The sequence below is a fragment of the Bradyrhizobium sp. USDA 3397 genome (genome assembly GCF_054060965.1).
Genome location: NZ_JBSSDS010000001.1, coordinates 8,108,202 through 8,131,751, shown reverse-complemented (window position 1 = coordinate 8,131,751; position 23,550 = coordinate 8,108,202). Strand labels below are relative to the sequence as shown.

Genomic DNA, 23,550 nt, shown 5'->3' with positions numbered 1-23,550 from the left:
CGCATGCACGTAGCAGTCCAGGCCATCGATCGCGACATCTGGCGCAACGGCGCGGCGTCGGAAGGAACACGGTTCGTCCCGGAGGAGACGCCGCTGGCGCTGACCTATAATGGCGGCACCTATGCCGTCATGATGGGGACGCCGCAGAATCTGGAAGATTTTGCGGTCGGCTTCAGCGTGAGCGAAGGCATCGTCAAGTCGGTCGACGACATCAAGTCGCTCGAAATGGTCCGCCTCGACGACGGCATCGAACTGCGCATGTGGCTCGCATCGGAAGATGCCGCGCGCATCAACCAGCGCCGTCGCCACATCGCAGGTCCCACCGGCTGCGGCATCTGCGGCGTCGAGTCCATCGCCGAAGCGGTGCGGCCCGCGGCGATCGTCCCGGACGGGCAGACCTTCACCCCCGAGCAGGTCATGGCGGCGATGCAGGCCATCGCGCCGCTGCAATCGATCAATCTGCAGACCCGCGCCGTTCATGCCGCTGCGTTCTGGTCCCCCACAGGCAACATCGTCGCGCTGCGCGAGGATGTCGGCCGCCACAATGCGCTCGACAAGCTCGCTGGCGCCCTGGCGCGCAGCCGCAACGAGCCGCGCAACGGCATGGTGCTGCTGACGAGCCGCGTCTCGGTCGAGATGGTACAGAAGACCGCCGCGATGGGCGCGCCGGTGATGGTCGCGGTGTCCGCGCCCACCGCCCTCGCGGTCCGCACGGCGGAAGCCGCCGGCATCACGCTGATCGCCATCGCGCGGCAGGACGGATTCGAGATATTTTCACATGGTAGCCGGATCGTCGCGCGCCATGCCACAGAGGTTGCCGATGTCGCCTGACCGCCTGATCTACATGGCCAACCAGATCGGCAAGTTCTTTGGCAGTCAGGGCCGTGACAAGGCCGTGCCTGGCATTGCCGAGCACATCAAGAAGTTCTGGGATCCCCGCATGAAGCGCGCGATCTTCGCCCATCTCGATGCGGGCGGTGCGGGCCTGGAGCCCGACGTGCGCGAGGCCATCACCGCGCTGAAGCAGGCTATGACCCTTCCAGCAGCGCCCTGAACACGCGCCGCACCTCGCTCTGCGTCTCCTTCACCCGCGCCTCCAGTGAGGAGAAATCCGGCGCGTCGCCGGCGCGCGCCATGACGCGCTGCAGGTCGGTGCCGGCGGTATCAGGCTTGAAGCGCTCGCTGACGCAGAGCCGCAGGATCTGCGTCAAGTCGTGATAGAGCCGCGCCGCGGCGCGCAGGATCTCCGTCTCCGATTGCGCGAGCACGCCGATCCTGCAGGCATTCTCCAGCACCTGCATGGTGCTGACGTCGAGAATCTCGGGCTTGTCATGCGCGTGCACGAGCTGGAGATATTGCGCGATGAAGTCGATATCGACCATGCCACCGGCTGCATGCTTGAGATCCCAGCAATCCGCCTCGCCCTTCTCCTGCGCGATCGCGCGCCGCATGTCGGCGACGTCGTTGGCGGTGATGGCAGGATCGCGGCGGCGGGTCAGGACATCGCGGATGACGCGCTCGATCCGTTCCCGGAATTCGGGCGAAGCCGAGACTACGCGCGCACGCGTCAGGGCCATGTGCTCCCAGGTCCAGGCTTCGTTCGCCTGGTAGTCCGCGAACGAGACGAGGCTCGAAGCCACCGGACCTGCGCGTCCCGAGGGCCGCAGCCGCATGTCGATCTCGTAGAGCACGCCGTAATTGGTGCGCGTCGTGAAGGCGCTGATCAGGCGCTGGGTGAAACGGGCGAAATAGTGTGCGCCGTGAAGCGATTTCACGCCGTCGGAGTCCGGATGGTCGCCGTCGAAATCATAGAGCAGGATCAGGTCGAGATCGGACGAGGCCGTCATCTCGCGGCTGCCGAGCCGGCCCATCGCGACGATCGCGGTCTGCTGCCCCTTGATCCGGCCGTGCTGGACGGCGAAGCGATCGGCGACGAGGCCGTGCACGGTGTGGACGATACCCTCCGCGACGTCGGCGAAGGCCGTGCTCGCCTGCTGCGCCGAGACGGTGCCGGAGAGGATGCGCGTGCCGATCAGGAACAGGCTCTCCTGCCCGAACAGGCGCAGGCGATCGAGGAACTCCTCGTATGAGCCGGCGTCCTGCACGGTGGTCGCGAGCCGCCCGGACAATTCCTGCCTGTCGGGCATGGCGCCGAAGAAGCGCGGATCGATCAGGCCGTCCATCAGCTGGGGCTGCCGCGCCAGCATGTCGCCGAGCCGGGGCGCGGCTCCCAGCACCAGCGCCACCAGCGCGACGAGATCGCGGTTCTGGCCGAGCAGCGTGATCAGCCGGCCGCCGCGCTGCAGCGCGCCGAGGAAATGATCGAACGAAACGACAGCGCGATCCGGCTCTTCGGCATGGGCAAGGCCGTCGATCAGGGCCGGCACAAACTCGACGAAGGCGCTTCGCGTCGCCTCAACGCGGAAGACGCGATAGTCGCCGGTGATCCAGTCGCGCACGGTCTGCGCGACCGCGGCGGGCTTCTTGAAGCCGAGCGTCGCGAGATGCTGCAGCAGGCGCGGATCATCGGGGCCCGCACCGTAGTCGAGCGCCGGCAGCCTCGCCGTGCCGGTGGGGTCATCGCCCTCGAACAGTTTTTCGTAATGGCCCTGCACGATCTGGAGCTGATGCAAGAGGTCCCGCGCAAAGGCCTCGCGATTCGGATAGCCGAAGAACCACGCAAAGCGCTCGACCGCTTGCTTGTCCTCCGGCAGCGTGTGGGTTTGCTCGTCGGCGATCATCTGCAGGCGATGCTCGACACGGCGCAGGAATTCGTAGGCGGTCGCCAGCTCGTCGCGCGCCGCCAGGGTGATCCAGTTGCTGGCGGCGAGCACGTCGAGCGCCCTCAGCGTCGACCGCACCCGCAATTCGGGATGGCGGCCGCCGGCGATCAATTGCTGGGTCTGCGCGAAAAACTCGATCTCGCGTATGCCGCCGCGCCCGACCTTGACGTTGTGGCCTTCGACCGCGACCTCGCTCTGGCCGCGATAGGTCTGCATCTGCCGCTTCATGTCGTGCACGTCGGCAAGTGCGGCAAAGTCGAGATGCTTGCGCCAGACGAACGGCGCGATTTCGGCGAGCAATGCCTCGCCCGCTTTTGAATCGCCGCCACAGGTCCGCGCCTTGATCATCGCGGCGCGCTCCCACGTGCGCCCTTCCCGCTCGTAATAGTTCAGCGCGGCGTCCCGCGAGATCGCCACCTGCGTCGAGGACGGATCGGGCCGCAGCCGCAAATCGACGCGGAAGACGTAACCATCATAGGTGCGCTGCTGCAGGATGCGCGCCATGCCTTGCGTCACGCGGACGAAGAACGGCTGCGGCTCGATATCGGGCGCGAGGGTCGTCGCATCGGGATCGAAGAACACGATGAGATCGATATCGCTGGAATAGTTCAGCTCGCCCGCACCCATCTTGCCCATCGCGAGCACGATCAGCCCGCAGCCCTCTTCGGGTGCCTCGGGATTGGGCGGTGAGAGCTTGCCGCGTGCGGCTTCCTGCCGCAGCAGATATTGCAGTGCCGCCTGCACCGAGGACACCGCGACATCGGTCAGCGCCGCCGTCACCCGCATCACCGGCCAGACACCGCCGATATCGCACAGCGCGATCAGGAGCGCAGCCTCAGCCTTCATGCGGCGGAGCAGCCGCATCACCTCGGCCTCCTCCGAAGCCGCGAGCACCGCGCTGCGCGCCTCCGCGATCAGCGCCGTCAGATGCGCATCCGGATCGCATTCGAGCAGCCGGATCAGGCGCAAGGCATCGGCGCGCACCAGGTCGAACAGATAGGGCGAGAATTCCGCAATCCCGGTCAGGATCTCGCGGGCGAAGGGATGGCCGAGATGCGTTTCGAGACGGGCCGATTGTGCCGGCTCGAGCTCGGCCAGCCAGGTTTCGAAACGGGGTTCGTCGGTTGCGGAAGCGGCAATATGGGGAGCCTCCGCGAAGCGTGCGGCCAGCCTCTCACCATGCTTGTCCGCGTTTCCCGGCGCGGAGTGGTTCATGCCACCTTCTGTGGCACATCCGGTATTGGCGGAGCAACCCTGTCGCCGGCACCCGCGCGCGCCGGCAGCACCAGCGTGGCGACGAGGCCGGGATGGGCATCGCCCAAGCGCAATTCGCCGCCGTGCAACGTCGCCACCGCCGAGGCGAGGCTGAGGCCGAGGCCCGAGCCCGGCAGCGTGCGGCTGGCCTCCAGCCGCACGAATCGCTCGATGACGTGCTTGCGGTCGGCTTCGGGGATGCCGGGGCCGCGATCGGTGACGCTGAGCAGCACCAGGTCGCCGTCGCGCCTCGCCTCGATCGTGATTTGCCGCGCGTCCATGCTGACCACGGTTCCCGCCGGCTGTGCCGCGGGCTGGCCGTATTTGATCGCGTTCTCGACAAGATTGGCGAGCGCCTGGCTGATCAGCTCGCGATTGGCATGAACCGGCGTCGGCTCGCACTTGACCTTCAGGGTCATGCCGTCGTCCTCGGCGAGCGGCTCGTAGAGCTCGTGGATGCCCTCCGCGACCTCCGCGGCATCGAAGTCGTCCATGTTACCGCGCGCCTGTCCGGATTCCGCGCGCGCGATCATCAGAAGCGCGTTGAAGGTCCGGATCAGCCCGTCGGACTCCTCGATGGTCCGCTCCAGCGCGGCGCGATAATCCGCCTCGCAGCCCGATCTCGCCAGCGCCTCCTCGGCGCGATTGCGCAGCCGTGTCAGCGGCGTCTTGAGGTCGTGGGCGATGTTGTCGGAAACCTCCTTCAGCCCCGCCATCAGCGCCTCGATCCGCTCCAGCATGGCGTTAAGGTTCTCGGCGAGACGATCGATCTCGTCGCCGCTGCGCCCTACGGGCAGGCGCTCGCTGAGATCACCGGTCATGATCCGCTGCGCCGTGCCGGTCATCGCGTCGATGCGCCTCAGCACCCGTCGCGCGACGAAGATGCCGCCGCCGAGGCCGAGCACGACGACGATCAGGACCGAAAATTGCGCCGCCTTCGCGACGATGCCGAACAGGCGCCGCCGCTCGGCCAAGTCGCGGCCGATCAGAAGCCGGAAGCCGTTCTCCAATTCGGTGACGCGAACGAGCGCGCGATGATCGCGGTCATCGCTGTCCTCGATCCGCCGGTAGGCCGTCTCCGACCAGCCGCGCGTCGCCATCACGCCCGGCGCCAGCGAGCCGACATTGCCGGCGATCGCCTGGCCCGTCGGCGTGGTCACGAGATAGAGGTTGGCGCCCGGCCGCAGCGCCCGATACTCGATCGTGCGCACCAGGCGAACCATGCCGCCGCGGTCGTAGATCTCGTTGATCTCCGAGGTCTCGGCATTGACGGTCTGCGTAATCTCCTCGGTGATCAGCCGCCGCGTATTCCAGGCGAAATAGGCCAGCAGCGAGGCCGCGAACATCGCGAACAGCAGCAGATAGACCAGCGTCAGCCGGAACGCCGTGGTGCGGATGAGTTTACCGAATGCCGTCACGGATCATGTATCCGGCGCCGCGGATCGTGTGCAGCAGCGGGCGCTCGAAGCCCTTGTCGATCTTGGAGCGCAGCCGCGAGATGTGCACGTCGATGACGTTGGTCTGCGGATCGAAATGATAGTCCCAGACATTCTCCAGCAGCATGGTTCGCGTCACCACCTGGCCGGCGTGCTTCATGAGGTATTCGAGCAAGCGGAATTCGCGCGGCTGCAGCGTCAGCTCGTCCTTGCCGCGGGCGACGCGATGCGAGAGCCGGTCGAGCTCGAGATCGCCGACGCGATAAAGCGTCTCCTCGGCGGGACCGCCGCGGCGGCGCGACAGCACTTCGACGCGGGCCAGCAGCTCGGCGAAGGAATAGGGCTTCGGCAGATAGTCGTCGCCGCCCGCGCGCAGACCCTTGATGCGGTCATCGACCTGCCCGAGCGCGGAGAGAATCAGCACCGGCGTCGTATTGCCCTTGTCGCGCAATGCGCCGATCAGCGACAGGCCGTCGCGCTTGGGCAGCATGCGGTCGACCACCAGCACGTCGTATTCGCCGTTCTCGGCCATGGCGAGGCCTTCCTCGCCGTCGGCGGCGTGGTCGGCGATGTGTCCGACTTCGCGAAACGCCTTGGCCAGGTAGTCGGCAGATTCGCGGTCGTCTTCGATGATGAGGAGGCGCATCGTGCGTTCGGCGGCGGTCAAGGAGGTCAACCTTCTCTAAACATGGCGCGAGCGGCAACCGCATGCAAGCCGAGCAGGAGAGGCTCGACGCGGGAAAAAGGCGGGCGGTGAAGCTGGGGGGACCTCACCGCCCTAGGCCTTCCGACGGAGGGGGGCGTAATTCCACCGGAAGGTAGATGAGGGAAGCCAGCGTTGCGCCGCTTCCCCGAAGGGCACCGGCGGCGGGGGGCGACTGATGCCGGCGGTACCCTTCATCTCGTAGGCCTCCTGAAGGCCTCAGCCCTTGGCGATGGGCACCGCGACGAAGCGCGACTGGCCGCCGCTCTTCACGCGCATCAGGACGCTGTTCTTGTTGTCGGTCCGCGCCGCATTGATGGCGTCGCGGACTTCGCCGGCGGTCGCCACGCTCTTGCCGCCGACCTCGAGGATCACGTCACCTTCCTTGAAGCCGCGTTCGGCCGCCGCGCTCTTCGGATCGACCTCGGTGACCACGACGCCGTCCTTGCCGGCACCGGCCACGGAATTGGCGGGCGCAACGGTCATGCCGAGCTTCGGTACGTCCGTCCCCTTGCTGGCCCCCTTGCCGCTGTCCTTGTCCAAGTCGGCCTTGGCCTCGACCGTATTCGGCAACTGGCCGAGGGTGAGGTTGACGACCTTGTCCTGGCCCTTGTGCAGCACGTTGAGCTTCACGGACGCGCCGGGTGCCATACCGCCGATGGTGCGGGCGAGCTCGCGGGCATCCTTGACGGGTTCACCGTTCACCGCGGTGATCACGTCACCGGACTCGATGCCGGCCTTCGCCGCCGGACCGTTCGCCTGCGGCTCCGCCACCAGCGCGCCTTCGGCCTTCTTCATGCCGAGGCTGTCGGCGATGTCGGAGGTTACGGGCTGGATCTGTACGCCGATCCAGCCGCGGCTGACCGAGCCCTTGTCCTTGAGCTGCGCAACCACGCTCTTGACGGTGTTGGCCGGGATCGAGAACGCGATGCCGACGCTACCGCCGGAGGGCGAGTAGATCGCGGTGTTGACGCCCATCACCTCGCCGTTTGTGTCGAAGGCCGGACCGCCGGAATTACCCTTGTTCACGGGCGCGTCGATCTGGATGAAATCGTCATATGGGCCGTTGCCGATGTCGCGGCCGCTCGCCGAGACGATGCCCGCGGTCACGGTGCCGCCGAGACCGAAGGGATTGCCGACCGCGAGCACCCAGTCGCCGATCCGCGGTTTGCTGTCGGCGAGCTTGGCGAACGGGAAGTTTGTGCTGCCTTCGACCTTGATCAGCGCGAGGTCGGTGCGCTGGTCGGTGCCGATCACCTTGGCGGTGTAGGTCTTGCCGTCGTCGGTGGTGACCTCGACCTTGTCGGCACCATCGACCACGTGGTTGTTGGTCACGGCATAGCCGTCAGCCGAGATGAAGAAGCCGGAGCCCTGCCCCTGCACGACGCGGCCACGGCCGCCCTTCAGGCCGGGGGGCAAACCATCCGGACCACCGAAGCGGCGGAAGAAGCGCTCCATCGGCGAGCCCGGCTGGAACGGCGAGGAGGAATCGTCGCCGTCGTCATTGCTCGCGGTCTTCTCCTTCATGTTGACCTTGACCGAGATCACCGAAGGCTTCACGCGCTCGACGACGTCGGCGAATCCGACCGGACGCTCGACCTTGCGAACCTCGTTGTTGACCTGCGCATGCGCCGGGCTGGAGAACAGGTCGGCCGGCGAGGTCGACGGGCTGAAGCCATAGACGGCCGCGCCGAGACCGGCGACGACCGAAGCCATCAGCGCGAGCTTGCGCGCGGAAAACACCGACCGGCGCGGCTGCCGGTAGGACGGGAGGTTCGAAAGGTCGATACGATCGTTCATGCGGAAATCTCCAGAGCCCTGAATTCCTGTTGGTGCCGGATGCGGCACCTTGCGAACCTGAAGATGGGGACTCCCGCCTTACCGCGCGCTGGCGGCGGGGTTAAACTTTTGTAATGATGCCTCGAGGCGGATGCGGCAGTTCAGCACAGGCCAAAAATCGTGGCCTTACAGGAACTTAATCGAGTTCCCCCGACCAGACGGCAGGCGCGAATTCTGGCCCCTCAGCTCGCCCTGACACTGACGATGAACTCGTCGACTTCGCGCTTCAAGGTCTCGGCCTGCCGCGACAGATCGACGGCCGAATCCCTGGCTTCGGCCGCCATGTGGCCGGTCTCGGCCGAGGTGGAGGTAATCTGGACGATATGGTTGGAGACGTCGAGGGTTCCGCGCGCGGCATCCTGGGCGCTGCGCGTGATCTCCTGTGTGGCGTTGCGCTGCTGGGCGGTGTCGACCTCGATGCCCGACATGATCGACGAGATCTCCGACAGCGTCCTGGAAATGCCGTCGATCGCGCCGCGGGTCTCCGCGGTGATGCCTTGAATGCTGGCGACCTGCGAGGTGATCTCCTCCGTCGCCTTGCTGGTCTGATGCGCCAGGTTCTTCACTTCCGAGGCGACCACCGCAAACCCCTTGCCCGCTTCGCCGGCCCGTGCCGCCTCGATGGTGGCGTTGAGCGCCAGGAGATTGGTCTGCGATGCGATCGCCTGGACGAGCTGGACGACCTCGCCGATCTTTTCGGCGGCATCCGACAGCGTGTGAATGGTATCGCGGCTCTTCTCCGCCTGGCTTGCAGCGCCTTCGGCGCGCTGGGTCGCGTCCGTGACGCGGCGGCTGATCGTGCCGATCGAGTTCGTCATCGCCTCGGCGGACCCTGCAACCGTCTGCACGCTGGCGCTGGCCTGGCTCGCCGCGCTCGCGACCGCATTGGCCTTGGTGCTGGTGTCGTTGGCGGTCCGCGACAACGTCTCCGCGCTGGTCTTCAGATGCACGGCCGATGATGCCACGCTGGCGACGACACTGGCGACGAGATCGTTGAAGCGCTTGATCCTGTTATCGAGGAATTTCGACCGCTCGGCCTGATGCTGCGCTTCATGCAGCTGCTGCTCGGAGAGGCGGCGCCGCTCGATGCCGTTGGTCTTGAACACCTCCAGCGCACCGGCGAGCAGGCCGATCTCGTTGGTGCGGCCGAGCCCCGGAACTGATGTCTCGAACTTCTGGTCGGCGACCTCGCGCATGGCATGCACGATGGCCGCGAGGGGATTGAGGATGCCGTTGCGCACGGCGAACCAGGTCGTGAAGCAGATCGCGAAAGCGACAACGGCGATCACGCCGCAGGCGACCAGGAAATAAGAAAACGCGGTCTGCGCCTGCTGGTAGATCTGCATGGCATGGTCACGCGCCGGGCCGCTCAGCGCGGCGAAGTTCGAGGACAGGCTGGTGATCTCGTTGTTGAGATAGAGCACCGCGATGAAGCCGGTGCCGCCGCCGATCCCAAGCAGGAACAATAACGCAGCGACGACGGCGCCGACCAGGAAGCGGATCGTCAGATTGCTGTTCGCGAACATCGGGGGACTCAGGAGCTGGAATCAAATCTCGCGACAAGCTTCCAGACAAAGGTCAATTTAGCATGAACCACGCAGCCGTTGCCGCGCACTGCGTGGCACGACGTAGACGGCTTCAGGGCGATTTGGGTTCGTCCGACATCAAGGCCGCAAGCCGCGCCTTCTCCTCCGCCGTGAGCGGCGGAGGCGGTACGTCGGCACCCCTTCCCGAGCGGCGGCGGATCTGCAGCCACAGCGCCAGGCCGCCGCCGATCAGCAGCACCGGCCCGAGCAGCCACAGCAGCAGGGTCTGCAGCTCGAAGCGCGGTTTGAGCAACACGAACTCGCCGTAGCGCGCCACCAGGAAATCGAGCACCTGCGAATTGCTGTCGCCGGCCGCGATGCGCTCGCGCACCAGCAGCCTGAGATCGCGTGCCAGCGGCGCATCGGAATCGTCGATCGACTGATTCTGGCAAACCATGCAGCGAAGCTCGCGCGACAATTCGCGCGCGCGCGATTCCTTCACCGGATCCGGCATGATCTCGTCGGGCTGGACAGCGTGGGCCGCCGGCAACGCCAGCAGCAGCAAGGCGACGAAGGCGGCCATCATCCGGCGCATCGGATCATTCCGCGGGCTGGAGGCGCTGCTTGGCCCGCGCCGGCTTCGGCGCGCCGACCCGCAGGCGGCGGTCGGAGAGCGAGAGCACGCCGCCGAGCGCCATCAGCACCGGCCCCCACCAGATCAGGAGAACCAGCGGCTTGTGATAGATGCGCACGGCGATGGCGCCTTCGGCGGTGGCGTCGCCGAGCGAGACGTAGAGCTGGCTCGCGCCGCTGGTCAACAGCGCGGCCTCCGTCGTCGAGGAGCCGCGGGTGGTGAAGCTGCGCTTCGAAGGCGTCATCACCGTGATGGTCTTGCCGTCGCTGCTGACGTTGAATTCGGCAATCATCTCGCGGTAGTTCGGGCCCTGGCGTTGAAACAGCCCGTCGAGCTTCAGATCGTAGCCGGCGATATGGGCAGTCTCGTTCGGTTTCATGGTCGCGATGTATTCGCTGTTCCAGGTGGTCTCGCAGACGATCCCGATCAGCGCAACGCCGAGGCCGGCATGCGCGAACGCGGTGCCCCACGCCGAGCGCGGCAGGCCGCGCGCCCGGTGCAGCACCGTTGCGAACGGCAGGCGCACCAGGCCCGTCCGTTCGCCGAGGTCGGTGACCGCGCCGGCGATGACGAAGACGCCGAGCCCGATCGCGAGCGGCGCCAGCGCGCTGCCGCCCCGCACCCAGGCCCAGACGATGGCGACCACGACCAGCCCGGCAACCCCGGCCGCGAGCAGGCGCTGCATCACGCCGAGCAGGTCGCCGCGCTTCCACGCCAGCATCGGCCCGAACGGCACCGCGAGCAGAAGCAGCGCGAACAGCGGCGCGAAGCTCAGATTGTAGAAGGGGGCGCCGACCGACATCTTGAAATCGGCGAGCATTTCCATCGCGAGCGGATAGAGCGTGCCGAACAGCACCACGGCGCAGGCCACCGTGAGCAGCAGATTGTTAAGCACCAGCGCGCCCTCGCGCGAGATCGGTGCGAACAGGCCGCCCTGCTTCAGCGAGGTGGCGCGGCCCGCGAACAGCGACAGGCTGCCGCCGATGAACAGGCACAGGATCAAGAGGATGAATACGCCGCGGGTCGGATCGGTGGCGAAGGCGTGCACCGAGGTGATGACGCCCGAGCGCACCAGAAAGGTGCCGAGCAGCGACAGCGAGAAGGTCAGGATCGAGAGCAGGATAGTCCAGACCTTCAGCGCGTTGCGCTTCTCCATCACCAGCGCCGAATGCAAGAGCGCGGTGCCGGCAAGCCAAGGCATCAGCGAAGCGTTCTCCACCGGATCCCAGAACCACCAGCCGCCCCAGCCAAGCTCATAATAGGCCCAGTACGAGCCCATGGCGATGCCGAGGGTCAGGAAGATCCAGGCGACCAGCGTCCAGGGCCGCACCCAGCGCGCCCAGGCCGCATCGATCCGTCCCTCCATCAGGGCCGCGATCGCGAATGAGAACGAGATCGAGAAGCCGACATAGCCGAGATAGAGCATCGGCGGATGGACGGCGAGACCGATGTCCTGGAGCACGGGATTGAGATCGCGTCCCTCGATCGGCGGGCTGGCGATGCGCAGGAACGGGTTCGATGTCATCAGGATGAAGAGGTAGAACGCGCTGGCGACCCAGGCCTGCACAGCCAGCACATGCGCGCGCAGCGAGAGCGGCAGATTGTTGCCGAAGCTCGCGACCAAGCCGCCGAACAGCGCGAGGATCAACACCCACAGCAGCATCGAGCCTTCATGGTTCCCCCACACGCCCGTGATCTTGTAGAGCAGCGGCTTCATCGAGTGGGAATTCTCGTAGACGTTGGCGACGGAGAAATCCGAGTTCACGTGCAGCATCACCAGCGCCGTGAATGAGGCGCCGACGAACAGCAGCTGCGCCAGTGCGGTCGAGCGCGCCACGTTCATCAGGGCGGCGTCGCCAAGGCGCGCGCCGACCAGCGGCACGACGGACTGGATCAGTGCGAGGGCGAGCGCCAGCACCAGCGCGTAATGTCCTGATTCCGCGATCACCGCACCGCTCCCTGCGGATTGCCTTGCGCGGTCGTCGCCGCGGGTTTGGCGGCACCGGAGGCTTGGGTACCGGAGCCTTGGGCGCCGGAGCCTTGGGCACCGTAATCGTCCTTCCAGTGCCCCTGCTTCTTCAGGGCATCGGCGACGTCCTTGGGCATGTAGGTCTCGTCGTGCTTGGCAAGGACGGTATCGGCCTTGAACACGCCGTTGGCATCGAGTGCGCCTTCCGCGACGACGCCCTGCCCTTCGCGAAATAGGTCGGGCAGAATGCCTTTGAAGGCGACCGGCAGCTTGGCGTTGCCGTCGGCGACCTCGAACGTCACCGCGAGATTGTCGCCGCGCTGGAGCGAGCCGGGCTGCACCAAGCCGCCGAGGCGAAACCGCTTGCCGGGCTCGACATGCTTCTCGGCGACCATGGTCGGGGTCGAGAAGAACACGATGGAGTCGCGTAGCGCGTTGAGCACCAGCGCGGCCGCGAGCGCGAGCACGGCGAGCGATCCGCCGATGATGGTCATACGTCGCTGCTTGCGCGTCATGGCGTATCCGTTCTCCGCATCTCTCGTCCCGAAATCATCATCCGCCGATCCCGAGAGTCTTCAGGCCTTCGTTGAGCTGGCGCAGCCGCTCGGCGTTGCTGGCAACCGCCTGCCGGGCATCGGCCGAAGCGCCCATTGCCTTGTCCCGCTCGCCCATCACCAGATAGGCGCGCACCAGACGCAGCCAGCCCTCGACATCGTCGCCGTTCTGCTTCAGCCGCGTCGCCAGACGGTCGACCATGCCGCGCACCATCGCGTTGCGATCGGTTTCGGCCATGTCCTTGGAGGCAGCAATCGTCTCGTCGGACAGCGCCGGCAGCGTGCCGCCCCCACCGACCCGCGCCAGCGAGGACTGCACCAGGGCACGCCACGGAGCATCCGCCGGCGCTTTCGCAAGCAGCGCACGCCAGATGTTGGTCGCGTCGTCCTTGCGGCCGTCCTGCTCGGCGGCAAGGCCCAGAAAGTAATTCGCCTTGGGATCGTCGGCGTTCAAGGCGTGCGCGCGCTCGAATTCGGCCTTGGCCTCGGCGGTCACCACGCCGCCGGCGGCAGCCGAGATCGCTTCGCCGAGATCGGACCTGCGCTCCGCGCTTTCGCCATTGTAGGTGAGCGAGTTGTGATAGGCGCGCACCGCGTCGTCGAAGCGGCCGAGCCGCTCCAGAACCGGCGCGAGCACGTGCCAGCCGCGCCCGTCCGTCGGATTCTTCTCCAGATGCTGCTCGACCTGCACGACGAGGTTCTCGAGCGACTGCGCCATGCCACCCCCGCGCTCCCGCTGCGCAAGGGGAAAGTCCTGCAGCCGGGGCGAGCCGAGCGGCATGTAGACGCCGGCCGCGATGAGCGGCAGTCCGGCAAGCGCCAGCACGGCCGCCGCACGGCGCCATTTGAGGTTCGACTTCGGCGCCGTTGCCGGCTCGCTGGCCGCCGCCGCGAGCAGCCTGCGGCTGACCTCGACGCGCGCAGCCTCGGCCTCCGGCGCCAAGATCAACCCTGCGACGAGATCACGCTCGATCTCGGCCAGCTGGTCCTTGTAGACCGCGACCTCGCTGCCCTGATCCTGCGCGCGGCTGGTGCGGCCAAGCGGCCAGAGCACGGCGAAAATCGCCGCGACCGTCATCAGCGCGAACACGAACCATAGCGTCATCTGGCAAGCTTCCGGCGGCGCCCGAACCGCGCCTGTAGGTGCCTTTACACCACGGCCGGAGGATGCGGCAATTGACAATTGTCAAGGCGGCGCTACCCGCAGGTCGTCCCGAAAAGGTGAAAATCCAACGGCTTAGCCGATCTCGAAGTCGATACTTTGCGCGGCCTGCTCGCCGTGCCCGTCGAAGGCCTTCAGGAAGTATGTTCCGGGCTTGATTGCATCCGGCAATCTGATGCGCAGCGCTCCGACCGGAACCCGAGATGCAACCCTGGTGGCGGTCTCAGGCAGCTGCCGATCGCTGGCCTTCTCGACCAGCACCACCTTGGCTCCAACCATCAGCCGTTGATACTTGGCAACGAGGACGCGGTTCTCAATTTCAATCGAGCTGATGACCGGTTTCATGCGTCTACAGATGGAAATTTCCAGACTTGCACTGCGAAAGTACGGTGCGCCATCGGCGTCGTCAACTTAAAATTGTGATCAGAAAAAATGCGCGCCGATCAGCCTGCGCGCGACGATTTGCGCTCGCCCGTGAGTGCATTTTCGGCGGCCCGGCTCATCAATGAGGCGTAATCGTCGCCGAACAGCACCTGGCAGAAGCGGATCGCGGCCTGCACCTGCTGCTGCCGATAGGTGCGGACCTTGTGATCGGCGGCACGCAGCGACTGCACCAGCTGCTCGGTCGACCGTTCCACATATTGCTGGAGATCGGAGAAGGTACGCAGCGTCACCTCGTTGATCGCAAGCTCGCTCGCATAGTTGCGGCACGTCGCGACGAAGTCGATCAGTGCCACCGTTTCCTCGACTTCGGTGCTGTCGATCCGCGCGCCCGGCGGAATGTCCTTTTCGGGGCGCTGGCGCAGGATGCGGCGGACGCGGCCGGGAACGCTGTCGATCTCGGACTGCAGCGCATTGGAGATGTCGGCCCGGATCGAGGTCAGTTGCTTGCCCCAGGCCGAATCGTTGCGCAGGTCGAGCTCGGTGCGCAGTCCGCGCACGCCGTCGTGCAGCGTCTTGAGGTTGCCGGCGACATGGTCGAAATGGCCGCGCTTGATGTCCATGCGCAGGACCGCGGCGACGCAGGACAGATCATGCAGGGCCATCGTGACGGCCATACCGTAGGGCGTCGCCGCGACGCGGATCTCGTCATCGGACGCCGCTATCTTGACCGCAAGGCGGATGATCTGCCAGGGCGCGGTCATCCGCTGCACGACGATCGACAAGGCGAAAGGCAGCATCTGCGGCGTCTGAAGCGCCGGAATGTTGAGCGCCGACGTCACCGAGGCGATCTGGGAATCCCCGAAGGCCCGCAAGGTGCGCGGCAGTTTCTCGTTCAATGTCGCAATGGCGTCCCGGACCTGGAGCACCGCACCGATCGAATAGAGATCCTCGATCACGTTGGGCGGTCCGACCCGGGCCAGCGCCCGGGACTTGTCGCCGCCGCCCGGCCCCGTCAGCTCGAAGATCGCATCCGCGGCCACGGCCTGAAGCTTCTGCGCCAGGGCTTCGACCTGCCCAGCACTGTCCGCCGGCATGCGCGCCAGCGCCGCCTCGAATTCGTTCACCTTGTCCGGTGCGCCGTCACGGCCAAGCCACTGCCAGATCGGCTGCAGCGAGGAGCGGCGAATCTGGCCGGCCCTGACAGGAGTGCCCGCTTCGACGAGGAACGGTTCCAACACCTGGAATAGGAGCCGCGACAGATCGTCCGTGCGCGGCGGCAAAGCCTCGTCGGCCTCGCTCTTGCGGACGATCTTGCGCAGCTGCTCGAGCACGAGGGTGGCCACCGCCGTGTCCTGGCCGCGCTCCAGCGCACGCTCGAACTCCCGCATCAGCAGTGCCTGCGACTGCGGCGGGAGCTGCGCGAGATATTCCCTCAGCCGCTCGATCGATGTCTGGCTCATGCGCCCGGGTAATGCACGGTAAAATGGCGGACATGGGATGGGTCCGACGCGATCATAGGGGGTCCCCACTTAAGAAGCCGTTTAGGAAGCTGCCTCGAATGCCTCCCATGCTTCGCTCGAGGAGCCTCAGCCGCGCCGGAAATTGTCGTCGAAACAAGGGATTATAGTCCGGGAAGAACCAGCTCGGCGCGCAGACCCCCAGTCGGGGCGCTGCCGAGCGAAAGGCTGCCGCCATAGAGGGCCGCGAGGTCGGTCACGATCGACAGCCCCAGTCCCGACCCGGGCTTGGACTCGTCGAGGCGCTGGCCGCGCCGGGCGACCTGGGCGCGCTCGGCTTCCGACAGGCCGCGGCCATCGTCGTCGACGATGACCCGCAAACGCGGGCCGGCGCCGGCCCGCTGTGGCGGCTCGACGAGGACATCAATGAGGACGCGCGAGGCCGCCCATTTGCAGGCATTGTCGACGAGATTGCCGACCATCTCCTCAAGATCCTGCCGCTCGCCCCGGAACTTGGCGGATGGATCGGCCTTGGCCTCGACCGCGATGCCGCGGTCGCGATGGATCTTCTCCATGGTCCGCCGCAGTCCCTCGATGGCAGGCGCCACCTCCGTCACGGTCGCGACCACCGAGACCCGTGCCGCGATGCGGGCGCGCTCCAGATGATGGGCGACCTGGTCGCGCATCACATCCGCCTGCTCCATCACCTTCTCCGCGAACGGATCGGCGGCATGCGCGCTGGCTTCGTTGACGATGACCGAAAGCGGCGTCTTGATCGCATGAGCGAGATTGCCGACATGGGTGCGCGCTCGCTCGACGATCTCGCGATTGGCGTCGATCAGCGCGTTGGTCTCGCGCGCCAGCGGCGCGATCTCGACCGGGAATTCACCCTCGAGCCGTTCCGCCCGCCCGGAGCGGATGTCGGCGATCGCGTCCGAGATGCGCTTGAGCGGTGCAAGGCCGAAACGGACCTGGAACACGGTCGTCAGCAGCAGCACGATGCCGAGCGCCGTGAAGGTGCCGCCGAGATAGTAGTCGAAGCTGCGTGTCTCGTCGAAAATCTCGGTATCGTCCCCGGCGACGCTGACCAGAAATTTGCCGTCGGCACCGAGATCGACCGGCCGTTCCACCATGCGCAGATTCTGCCCTTCCGGCCCGTCGACATAGGCGAGGCGGATGCCGGCGGCGGTGAGCTCGGCACCCTGCTCTTCGAGCTTCGGTAGCTTCTTGTCCCAAAGCGAGCGCGAGGAGCGCACCTCCGGCTTTTCGGTGTCGGTCCGCGTGATCTGCCAGTACCAGCCGGACAGCGGCAGGTCGAACAGGGGCTCGCCAAGCGACTGGAACTGGCGGTCCGGCGGCTCGTCGGGCGTTGCGACCTCGGCGATGAGGGTGCGCAAATAGAGATTGAGCCGGCGGTCGAAGGCGCGCTCGGTGGCGTTCTTGTAGACCGACGACAGCACCACGCCTGTGATGGCCAGGATCACCACGAGCCAGGCGGTCGCCGACAGGAACAGTCGGTTCGCAAGCGAGCTAGCGGCCATCGGAATGATCCCGGGCGGCGCTGGATGGCAGGTGGTCGGACGTCATGACCGGACCAAGGGCCCTGTTCGGCCTCCCGTCAAGCCAAGATACTTCAAAGGCCGGAACGCCTCAGGCGCCCGGGGCCGGCGGCGGGGTCAGGAGATAGCCCAGACCGCGGACGGTCTGGATGATGTCGACGTCGAGCTTCTTGCGGATGCGGCCGACGAAGACCTCGATGGTGTTGGAGTCGCGGTCGAAATCCTGGTCGTAGAGATGCTCGACCAGCTCGGTGCGCGAGACCACCCGCCCGGAATGGTGCATCAAGTAGGCCAGAAGCCGATATTCGTGCGAGGTCATCTTGATGGGATTGCCCGACACGCTGACCCGGCCGGTTCGGGTGTCGAGCGTCACCGGGCCGCAGGTCAATTCGCTCTGGGCATGGCCGGTGGAGCGGCGCAGCAGGGCGCGGATGCGCGCCAGCACCTCCTCGAGGTGGAACGGCTTTGCGACGTAGTCGTCGGCGCCGGCATCGAAGCCCTGCACCTTGTCGCTCCAGCGGTCGCGTGCGGTGAGGATCAGGACCGGCATGGTGCGGCCGTTGCGGCGCCAGGCTTCCAGCACCGAGATGCCGTCCTTCTTCGGCAGGCCGATATCGAGCACCACGGCGTCATACGGCTCGTTGTCGCCGAGATAGTGCCCCTCCTCCCCGTCGAAAGCCCGATCGACGACATAGCCGGCGTCGGTCAGCGCCTTGGTGAGCTGGCGATTGAGATCGGGGTCGTCCTCAACAACGAGCAGGCGCACGCTTCTCTCCAAGGATAGGCTGCAAGAACAGGCGACATGAACACCGCCACAGATGAGCAATTCCGGCGTGAACTGAATATGAACGCAGGGAACCGGGCTACGTTACTTTTTGGTCATATACGGCCGGGCCATATACGACTTGGCGCGCGCAAATGCGACTGCGCCCACCATGCCGCCGGAGGAGCCGGCGGCATGGTGGGCGCAACGTGCCGCATCGCGCGGCGAGCCGGAAGGTGCCGGCGTGCTGATCCGGCCGTCAGGTCCGGAAGAACACGAACCAGACGACGGCGAGGATCAGGATCGCAAGCCCGGTCGAGATGGCGAGCAGCGCCGCCACCGAAGGTCCGGGCTCGCCCTGGCGCGCCTCGGTCGGAGTTTCAACGATCCGGTTCTGCTCTCGCCTGGTTGCCATGGTGACCTCGATCTGTGGCTGTCGCGTCGGATGGCCGCGACCTCCTCGGCGATGAATTGCCGGGGCAACGCGTCATCTCGGGCGATGTTCCGGTCCATGGGTCCGCCCGGCAAACACGGCGCAGGCGGCGATTAACGCCGTTGCAAGATTCCGCGCCGGCGGTTGCTATGATTCGCAACTGGGCGATGGTATCCTCAAAGCTTGTCCGCTGTTGCGTCTGGAGTAGCCCATGGCCCCCCGCGCCAATTGGAAGGGTTTTCTGCGTCTGTCGCTCGTGACCTGCCCGGTCGCGCTCTATCCGGCCACTTCGGATACGGAGAAGGTTTCGTTCAACCAGATCAACCGCAAGACCGGCCACCGCATCAAGTATCTCAAGGTCGATGCCGAGACCGGCGACGAGGTGACCTCCGAGGACATCGTCAAGGGCTACAAGGTCGACACCGACACTTATATCGAGGTCACCAAGGACGAGCTGGACGACATCGCGCTCGATTCCACCCACACGATCGAGATCGACGAGTTCGTGCCCAAGGCCGACATCGACAACCGCTATCTGATCCGCCCCTACTACCTCGTGCCGGACGGCAAGGTCGGCCACGACGCCTATGCGGTGATCCGCGAGACCATCCGCAGCATGGACAAGGTCGCGATCGGCCGCGTGGTGCTGACCAACCGCGAGCACATTATCGCGCTGGAGCCGCTCGAGAACGGGCTGATGGGCACGCTGCTGCGCTACCCTTACGAGGTCCGCAGCGAGAAGGAATATTTCGACGACATCCAGGACGTGAAGCTGACGAGGGACATGCTCGACCTCGCCAAGCACATCGTCGAGAAGAAGTCCGGCGCGTTCGAGCCCGAGCTGTTCGAGGATCATTACGAGACCGCTCTGATCGATCTCATCAACAAGAAGCGCAGCGGCATGCCGATCACCGCCAAGGCCGCACCGAAGACCGGCGGCAACGTCATCAGCTTGATGGACGCGCTGAAGAAGAGCATCGCGAACGAGAAGGACGCGGCGCCCGCGGCGAAGGTCGCCAGGGACACGGCCAAGGAGACCGCCAAGGACACCAAGGCCAAGAAGCCGAAGAAGCGCGTCGAGGGCCAGCGCGAGATGCTGCTGCCGATATCGGGCAAGGGCGGCAAGGAAGCTGCGGCGAGGGCTGCGACCACGCCGAAGAAGGCCGCCGACAAGCCGGTGCGCGCGCCGGCGCGGGCAAAGAAGGCCGGCTAACAGCACCACACCCCGCGATCACGCCGTGATGTCTTCCCTCGCCGACCGGCCGGCCTGACATGCCCTGGTCGACGACCTTCGACGATCCCGTCCGCGTGAGCAACAAGCGCAAGCTGCTCACGCTTCAAGAAGCCGCCGACTACATCATGGAGCTGCCCGAGGACGCCCAGCACGAAGCGCATTGGCAGACGGCGATCGAGACCTTGATCAATGCGGCCGAGACCGGCGGCGGCTGGGTGATGTTCGCCCGCATCGCGATGTTGCGGGCGCTGAATGCGGACGGCCGGCGCGGATGAGCGCGATCGAGACATCCTTGCCTATTCGTTAACGAACAGGCTCAACAATCGGTTAAGCGGCCAAGCCAATGGGGCAATGCACCGGGCTGTCGGTTTGACTTCATTTGAACGGATCGACGGAACCCTAATTTAATGAATGCCGTCGTACGAGCTAAGGTGCGATCGCCGCGTTTTGGCGCGCTCGAAGATTTGTTCGATCGATTTGCAAGTCCGATAACGACGCGACCATCCATCGGATCGGATGAACAGGAGTTGGCAATGCGTCTGCTTAGGTCCTTCCTTGCCGATGAGAATGGCGCAACCGCAATCGAGTACGGCCTGATCGCTGCTGGGATCGCTCTGGCAATCGTGACCATCGTCAACAGCACGGGCGCTGCGCTGCTCAACAACAAGTTCAACTCGGTCAGCACCGCGATGAAGTAACCGCCGGCCGAGCTGGCCCGCGTCCGCTAGACGGCGCTTTCACGGCCCACTCGGTGCTGATATTCTTCGGCGGAGTGGGCTCGACGGGCCATGCTGTCGATCGAGCAACCAGCGCTGCCGAGAGGATGCCGATGAGAAGCGTGATGCTCCTGGCTCTCAGCCTCGTGCTTGTCGCCGCCTGGTCGCACGACGGCGCGAGAGGCCAGACTTCGGTCGCGCCGCCGGTTTCGCTGGCTCCGCCCGATGCATCGCCGCCACGCCCGAGTGCCAGCAGGCCTGCGCCGGTGACGACAAACGGACCTCCGCCGGCGGCGTCCAGCAGAGAGCCTTCCGTGATTGGCGGGGCGCAACCGATGCGGAACCCAGCCGCCGACTACGATGGCTTCAGCGTCGGCACCGTCGATGACGTTGACACCCCGAGCCGCGTGACGCCACCTGTACGTTCACGCGCAGCGGGAGACGCCAGGTCCAATCCAGATGCAGACGGCCTCGATCAGGAAGATGGGGCGTTGAAGCGAAAACTGATGATCTGCAAGAACTGCAAATAGCAGGGCAATCGTATATGACTTGTCGCGGCGGCCTGCGCGCACGCCTCCTCCTTCGAGACGGCGCTTACGCGCCTCCTCAGGATGAGGCTAATCGGCATCAATGCTCGTTGAAATTGCTGCCGCGCACCCCGCCCTCATCCTGAGGAGCCCTCCTAACGTGGGCGTCTCGAAGGATGGCCGCGGGGAAAAACTCCCAAATGCGATAGTCCTGCTGCAAATAGGGATCCGGTGACTTCGAAGATTCGCTGACGCCGTTCACCTGTCCCCAACCTCGACCGCTTCCAAGACCACTGCCGTCCGATTAGCCAGCTCGGGAATTTTGGCGAGGTAAGCCTGGTAATGCGGCGAGGCTCGGTGAGCTTCGACGGCCGCAACGTCGCGGTACAGCTCGTCGAGTACGTAGCGATCTTCGTTCGATATGTCGCGCCAGACATCCCAACGCAGGTTGCCAGGCTCAGCCCTGGAATGCGGAGCCATACCGACAAGCAACGCGCTGAGTTCAGCGGACGTGCCCGGGCGAGCAACGAGGATAGCCGTAATCTTGGACGGCGATTGCGTCATGCGATAGCTCCTCATGCGAGGGTAAGCGCGGCTTCGGATGCCGAGCCCATCCCTCCCGAATTCCGTACACTGCGAACCCTCAGATTTTCGCGCCACTGCTCCTATCCTTGAGGGCGGCCAGCAGCTCTTTTCCCAGCGCTCCGGCGGAGGCAGGGTTCTGCCCCGTGATGAGCCGGCCATCGACGACGACGTGAGGTTGCCAGTTGGCCGCGGACGAGTACTCGGCACCCTCTGCCCTCAACGCATCCTCGAGCTCGTAGGGCACATCGTCGCGGGCGTAGTCGAACTCTTCCTTCTTCGAGAAGGAGGTGAGCTTCTTGCCGCGCACGAACGGAACGCCATCGCCAAGGTCAACGCCGAGCAGCGCGCACGGCCCGTGACAAACAGCAGCGACGATCTTGCCGGTGCTCCAGGCACGCACGACGGCACTCTGGACCGCTGCATTGCGCTGGATGTCCACCATCGGCCCAAGACCGCCGGGCACCAGGATGGCGTCGTAGTCGGCGGCGTCCACCTCGGACAATTTGCGGCTGTGATTCAAGCGGCGAAAGGCCTTGCTTGCGAGAAAATCCTTCTGAGCCGGATCTTTCTCGTCGTACGCATCGTAAGGCGTCCACCCCCCGGCCGGCGACGCGAACTCCACCGCGACCCCGGCCTTGTCGAGCACCTCGAAAGGATGCGCGACCTCGGCGAAGAAGAAACCGGTCTTGCGACTATGCGGACCGATCACAGCTGCATTGGTGACAATGAAAAGGACATGTTGGGTCATGGTTTTCTCCGTTCGATAACGCCGTTGCATTCAGGGGGCCAGAAACACCACGACTGGCCGAGGGATATTTTCGTTGTCGGGAAAGAGCGATCAGTTCGGACACGGCTGCCCGGTCGCTCCCCACATCGCCATGTCCTTGACGTGATCCTCGAAGCTGCCCGGTGGCGTGGAGCGGCCCGATCATGTCGATATGTCCTCTCGCCGACCTGGTCGCTGCAACAGCACTGCCCGATGCACCTTGGGCCGTATTTCCGAATCCTGCTGCGTCATGCGCAATCCCTGCGAAATGCCGTTTCGATGCAATCGGATTTCACCTCGGCCTGGCCGCAGCACAATTCGCGATACTGCCCCGGCGTGAGATTTGCGGCCTTGCGGAATACGCGCGTGAAATTGGCCTGCGAGCCGAAACCGAACTCCAGGGCGATCTCGACCAGGGACAAGCGATCACGCGCGAGCTCCTGTCGCGCGGAGTGGACGCGGCGATCGGTGACGTAACGGTGCGGCGACAGCCCGGTCGCTTCGCGAAACAGCCGGGAAAAATGATAGGGGCTGAGGCAGGCCTGGGCCGCCAGATCCTCGAGCCTGACATCGCTGCCGAGAGAAGCCTCGATATAGTCCAGCACGCGCTGCAGGCGCCGCGGGTCGAGCGCCGGCAACTTCTCGGGCGCGCGCCAACGGTCGATCGTGTAATTGCCCAGAAGATGCGCCGCGAGGGCGACCTGGATCCCCTCCACGAATAGCGCGTCGGTCGGCTGGCGCGGGCGATGGAGCAGATCGCGAAGCGGCGAGCAGATGTGGAAGAGCACCTGGTCCGCCAGACCGTGAGCGTAGGCGATCTCGACCTTTGCGGGATCGATGTCGAAATCCGCAAGTGCGCTGTGGCCCAGCAGCGCCGGCGGCAGATAGAGATGAAGACATTCCATCCGGTCCGAAAGCTCGAGATGGCTCTCCTGCGTCCCCACGGGCACGAGATAACTCATGCCCGGACGCGCGAGGCTTTTCTGGACTTCGCCGTTGCCGGCGCGGCACACCGTCCCGCCGCCCGACAGCAGCATGACGAGCTCGGTGCAGACGGGGACGGGCGTTGCCTGACGGCCCGCCTCGAACTTGCGATGCTCGATGCTCAGCCCCGGCCAATCGTTGGCCTCAGCGAGCTTCTCGCTGTTCTTGTACTTCTGATCTCCATGCGTCACGAGCGCCATTGCGACTTCCGCTTCGTTGCGGCGATCACCGGCCCCGTATCGCGCGAGCGATCATTCCATCCGGTGGTGAGTTGCAGCCCCG

Annotated in this window: 22 protein-coding genes; 5 read left to right on the top strand and 17 right to left on the bottom strand. The window is 65.6% G+C overall.

Annotation, left to right across the window (positions count from 1 at the left end; genetic code table 11):
* Positions 1 to 3 precede the first annotated feature (3 nt).
* Together fdhD and ACVWYQ_RS37745 are read left to right on the top strand one after the other, a co-directional pair.
* Entirely contained in the window at positions 4 to 831 is an 828-nt protein-coding gene (fdhD, locus tag ACVWYQ_RS37750; protein WP_404542325.1) for a formate dehydrogenase accessory sulfurtransferase FdhD, read from the top strand.
* Positions 821 to 1,054: a formate dehydrogenase subunit delta gene (locus ACVWYQ_RS37745; RefSeq protein ID WP_271545188.1), complete on the top strand. Its 234-nt coding sequence runs from the start codon at positions 821 to 823 to the stop codon at positions 1,052 to 1,054. The genes fdhD and ACVWYQ_RS37745 overlap by 11 nt, the downstream gene beginning before the upstream one ends.
* Here ACVWYQ_RS37745 and ACVWYQ_RS37740 read toward each other — a convergent pair.
* The 14 genes from ACVWYQ_RS37740 to ACVWYQ_RS37675 all read right to left on the bottom strand — a co-directional run bounded on the left by ACVWYQ_RS37740 (position 1,029) and on the right by ACVWYQ_RS37675 (position 18,438).
* Positions 1,029 to 3,998: a bifunctional [glutamine synthetase] adenylyltransferase/[glutamine synthetase]-adenylyl-L-tyrosine phosphorylase gene (locus ACVWYQ_RS37740; protein WP_456727083.1), complete on the bottom strand. Its 2,970-nt coding sequence runs from the start codon at positions 3,996 to 3,998 to the stop codon at positions 1,029 to 1,031. The two genes, ACVWYQ_RS37745 and ACVWYQ_RS37740, sit on opposite strands and share 26 nt — an antisense overlap.
* Positions 3,995 to 5,455, bottom strand: coding sequence for a sensor histidine kinase (locus tag ACVWYQ_RS37735; protein ID WP_275509110.1), 1,461 nt, complete (start codon positions 5,453 to 5,455; stop codon positions 3,995 to 3,997). Before ACVWYQ_RS37735 ends, ACVWYQ_RS37740 begins: the two co-directional genes overlap by 4 nt.
* Entirely contained in the window at positions 5,439 to 6,119 is a 681-nt protein-coding gene (locus ACVWYQ_RS37730; protein ID WP_036035209.1) for a response regulator transcription factor, read from the bottom strand. Before ACVWYQ_RS37730 ends, ACVWYQ_RS37735 begins: the two co-directional genes overlap by 17 nt.
* Before the next feature lie 276 nt (positions 6,120 to 6,395).
* Entirely contained in the window at positions 6,396 to 7,976 is a 1,581-nt protein-coding gene (locus tag ACVWYQ_RS37725; RefSeq protein ID WP_157282477.1) for a Do family serine endopeptidase, read from the bottom strand.
* A gap of 221 nt (positions 7,977 to 8,197) precedes the next feature.
* Entirely contained in the window at positions 8,198 to 9,541 is a 1,344-nt protein-coding gene (locus tag ACVWYQ_RS37720; protein WP_404542330.1) for a methyl-accepting chemotaxis protein, read from the bottom strand.
* 112 nt (positions 9,542 to 9,653) lie between these two features.
* The gene (locus tag ACVWYQ_RS37715) at positions 9,654 to 10,136 is read right to left on the bottom strand and encodes a cytochrome c-type biogenesis protein (RefSeq protein WP_271545196.1); all 483 of its coding nucleotides are present in this window, start codon (positions 10,134 to 10,136) and stop codon (positions 9,654 to 9,656) included.
* Between the two features lie 4 nt (positions 10,137 to 10,140).
* Positions 10,141 to 12,123, bottom strand: a complete 1,983-nt coding sequence (locus tag ACVWYQ_RS37710; protein ID WP_404542332.1) for a heme lyase CcmF/NrfE family subunit — start codon at positions 12,121 to 12,123, stop codon at positions 10,141 to 10,143.
* On the bottom strand, positions 12,120 to 12,659 hold the full coding sequence (gene ccmE, locus ACVWYQ_RS37705; protein WP_157282474.1) for a cytochrome c maturation protein CcmE: 540 nt from the start codon (positions 12,657 to 12,659) through the stop codon (positions 12,120 to 12,122). The genes ACVWYQ_RS37710 and ccmE overlap by 4 nt, the downstream gene beginning before the upstream one ends.
* A gap of 37 nt (positions 12,660 to 12,696) precedes the next feature.
* Positions 12,697 to 13,803 carry a c-type cytochrome biogenesis protein CcmI gene (gene ccmI, locus ACVWYQ_RS37700; protein ID WP_404542337.1) on the bottom strand — a complete coding sequence of 369 codons (1,107 nt, stop codon included), beginning with the start codon at positions 13,801 to 13,803 and terminating at the stop codon, positions 12,697 to 12,699.
* A 132-nt stretch (positions 13,804 to 13,935) separates the two neighbouring features.
* Complete coding sequence (locus tag ACVWYQ_RS37695; RefSeq protein ID WP_157282472.1) at positions 13,936 to 14,205, bottom strand: hypothetical protein; 270 nt, start codon at positions 14,203 to 14,205, stop codon at positions 13,936 to 13,938.
* Between the two features lie 98 nt (positions 14,206 to 14,303).
* Entirely contained in the window at positions 14,304 to 15,704 is a 1,401-nt protein-coding gene (locus ACVWYQ_RS37690) for a hypothetical protein (protein WP_275496473.1), read from the bottom strand.
* A 161-nt stretch (positions 15,705 to 15,865) separates the two neighbouring features.
* The gene (locus tag ACVWYQ_RS37685; RefSeq protein ID WP_275509104.1) at positions 15,866 to 17,242 is read right to left on the bottom strand and encodes a sensor histidine kinase; all 1,377 of its coding nucleotides are present in this window, start codon (positions 17,240 to 17,242) and stop codon (positions 15,866 to 15,868) included.
* 109 nt (positions 17,243 to 17,351) lie between these two features.
* Complete coding sequence (locus tag ACVWYQ_RS37680; RefSeq protein ID WP_036005801.1) at positions 17,352 to 18,026, bottom strand: response regulator transcription factor; 675 nt, start codon at positions 18,024 to 18,026, stop codon at positions 17,352 to 17,354.
* A gap of 256 nt (positions 18,027 to 18,282) precedes the next feature.
* Positions 18,283 to 18,438: a hypothetical protein gene (locus ACVWYQ_RS37675; protein WP_167361642.1), complete on the bottom strand. Its 156-nt coding sequence runs from the start codon at positions 18,436 to 18,438 to the stop codon at positions 18,283 to 18,285.
* Between the two features lie 229 nt (positions 18,439 to 18,667).
* Here ACVWYQ_RS37675 and ku point away from each other — a divergent pair, with 229 nt between their 5' ends.
* From ku to ACVWYQ_RS37660, 3 genes are all read left to right on the top strand, one after another.
* Positions 18,668 to 19,669: a non-homologous end joining protein Ku gene (gene ku, locus ACVWYQ_RS37670; RefSeq protein WP_271545201.1), complete on the top strand. Its 1,002-nt coding sequence runs from the start codon at positions 18,668 to 18,670 to the stop codon at positions 19,667 to 19,669.
* 59 nt (positions 19,670 to 19,728) lie between these two features.
* A complete protein-coding gene (locus ACVWYQ_RS37665) occupies positions 19,729 to 19,965 on the top strand; it encodes a hypothetical protein (protein ID WP_128262589.1) in 237 nt (78 codons plus the stop codon).
* 258 nt (positions 19,966 to 20,223) lie between these two features.
* Positions 20,224 to 20,388 carry a Flp family type IVb pilin gene (locus ACVWYQ_RS37660; RefSeq protein ID WP_036005811.1) on the top strand — a complete coding sequence of 55 codons (165 nt, stop codon included), beginning with the start codon at positions 20,224 to 20,226 and terminating at the stop codon, positions 20,386 to 20,388.
* An 803-nt stretch (positions 20,389 to 21,191) separates the two neighbouring features.
* Here ACVWYQ_RS37660 and ACVWYQ_RS37655 read toward each other — a convergent pair.
* From ACVWYQ_RS37655 to ACVWYQ_RS37645, 3 genes are all read right to left on the bottom strand, one after another.
* Positions 21,192 to 21,497: a putative quinol monooxygenase gene (locus ACVWYQ_RS37655; RefSeq protein WP_404542342.1), complete on the bottom strand. Its 306-nt coding sequence runs from the start codon at positions 21,495 to 21,497 to the stop codon at positions 21,192 to 21,194.
* A gap of 79 nt (positions 21,498 to 21,576) precedes the next feature.
* Positions 21,577 to 22,266 carry a type 1 glutamine amidotransferase domain-containing protein gene (locus ACVWYQ_RS37650; protein ID WP_275496479.1) on the bottom strand — a complete coding sequence of 230 codons (690 nt, stop codon included), beginning with the start codon at positions 22,264 to 22,266 and terminating at the stop codon, positions 21,577 to 21,579.
* Positions 22,267 to 22,532: 266 nt separating this feature from the next.
* Positions 22,533 to 23,468: a helix-turn-helix domain-containing protein gene (locus ACVWYQ_RS37645; RefSeq protein ID WP_404542344.1), complete on the bottom strand. Its 936-nt coding sequence runs from the start codon at positions 23,466 to 23,468 to the stop codon at positions 22,533 to 22,535.
* Between the last annotated feature and the right edge of the window lie 82 nt (positions 23,469 to 23,550).

Coding starts and splice junctions, on each gene's coding strand:
- fdhD (WP_404542325.1), top strand. CDS start 4: ATGCACGTAGCAGTCCAGGCCATCGATCGCGACATCTGGCGCAACGGC.
- ACVWYQ_RS37745 (WP_271545188.1), top strand. CDS start 821: ATGTCGCCTGACCGCCTGATCTACATGGCCAACCAGATCGGCAAGTTC.
- ACVWYQ_RS37740 (WP_456727083.1), bottom strand. CDS start 3,998: ATGAACCACTCCGCGCCGGGAAACGCGGACAAGCATGGTGAGAGGCTG.
- ACVWYQ_RS37730 (WP_036035209.1), bottom strand. CDS start 6,119: ATGCGCCTCCTCATCATCGAAGACGACCGCGAATCTGCCGACTACCTG.
- ACVWYQ_RS37725 (WP_157282477.1), bottom strand. CDS start 7,976: ATGAACGATCGTATCGACCTTTCGAACCTCCCGTCCTACCGGCAGCCG.
- ACVWYQ_RS37720 (WP_404542330.1), bottom strand. CDS start 9,541: ATGTTCGCGAACAGCAATCTGACGATCCGCTTCCTGGTCGGCGCCGTC.
- ACVWYQ_RS37715 (WP_271545196.1), bottom strand. CDS start 10,136: ATGCGCCGGATGATGGCCGCCTTCGTCGCCTTGCTGCTGCTGGCGTTG.
- ccmE (WP_157282474.1), bottom strand. CDS start 12,659: ATGACGCGCAAGCAGCGACGTATGACCATCATCGGCGGATCGCTCGCC.
- ccmI (WP_404542337.1), bottom strand. CDS start 13,803: ATGACGCTATGGTTCGTGTTCGCGCTGATGACGGTCGCGGCGATTTTC.
- ACVWYQ_RS37695 (WP_157282472.1), bottom strand. CDS start 14,205: ATGAAACCGGTCATCAGCTCGATTGAAATTGAGAACCGCGTCCTCGTT.
- ACVWYQ_RS37690 (WP_275496473.1), bottom strand. CDS start 15,704: ATGAGCCAGACATCGATCGAGCGGCTGAGGGAATATCTCGCGCAGCTC.
- ACVWYQ_RS37685 (WP_275509104.1), bottom strand. CDS start 17,242: ATGGCCGCTAGCTCGCTTGCGAACCGACTGTTCCTGTCGGCGACCGCC.
- ACVWYQ_RS37675 (WP_167361642.1), bottom strand. CDS start 18,438: ATGGCAACCAGGCGAGAGCAGAACCGGATCGTTGAAACTCCGACCGAG.
- ku (WP_271545201.1), top strand. CDS start 18,668: ATGGCCCCCCGCGCCAATTGGAAGGGTTTTCTGCGTCTGTCGCTCGTG.
- ACVWYQ_RS37665 (WP_128262589.1), top strand. CDS start 19,729: ATGCCCTGGTCGACGACCTTCGACGATCCCGTCCGCGTGAGCAACAAG.
- ACVWYQ_RS37660 (WP_036005811.1), top strand. CDS start 20,224: ATGCGTCTGCTTAGGTCCTTCCTTGCCGATGAGAATGGCGCAACCGCA.
- ACVWYQ_RS37655 (WP_404542342.1), bottom strand. CDS start 21,497: ATGACGCAATCGCCGTCCAAGATTACGGCTATCCTCGTTGCTCGCCCG.
- ACVWYQ_RS37650 (WP_275496479.1), bottom strand. CDS start 22,266: ATGACCCAACATGTCCTTTTCATTGTCACCAATGCAGCTGTGATCGGT.
- ACVWYQ_RS37645 (WP_404542344.1), bottom strand. CDS start 23,468: ATGGCGCTCGTGACGCATGGAGATCAGAAGTACAAGAACAGCGAGAAG.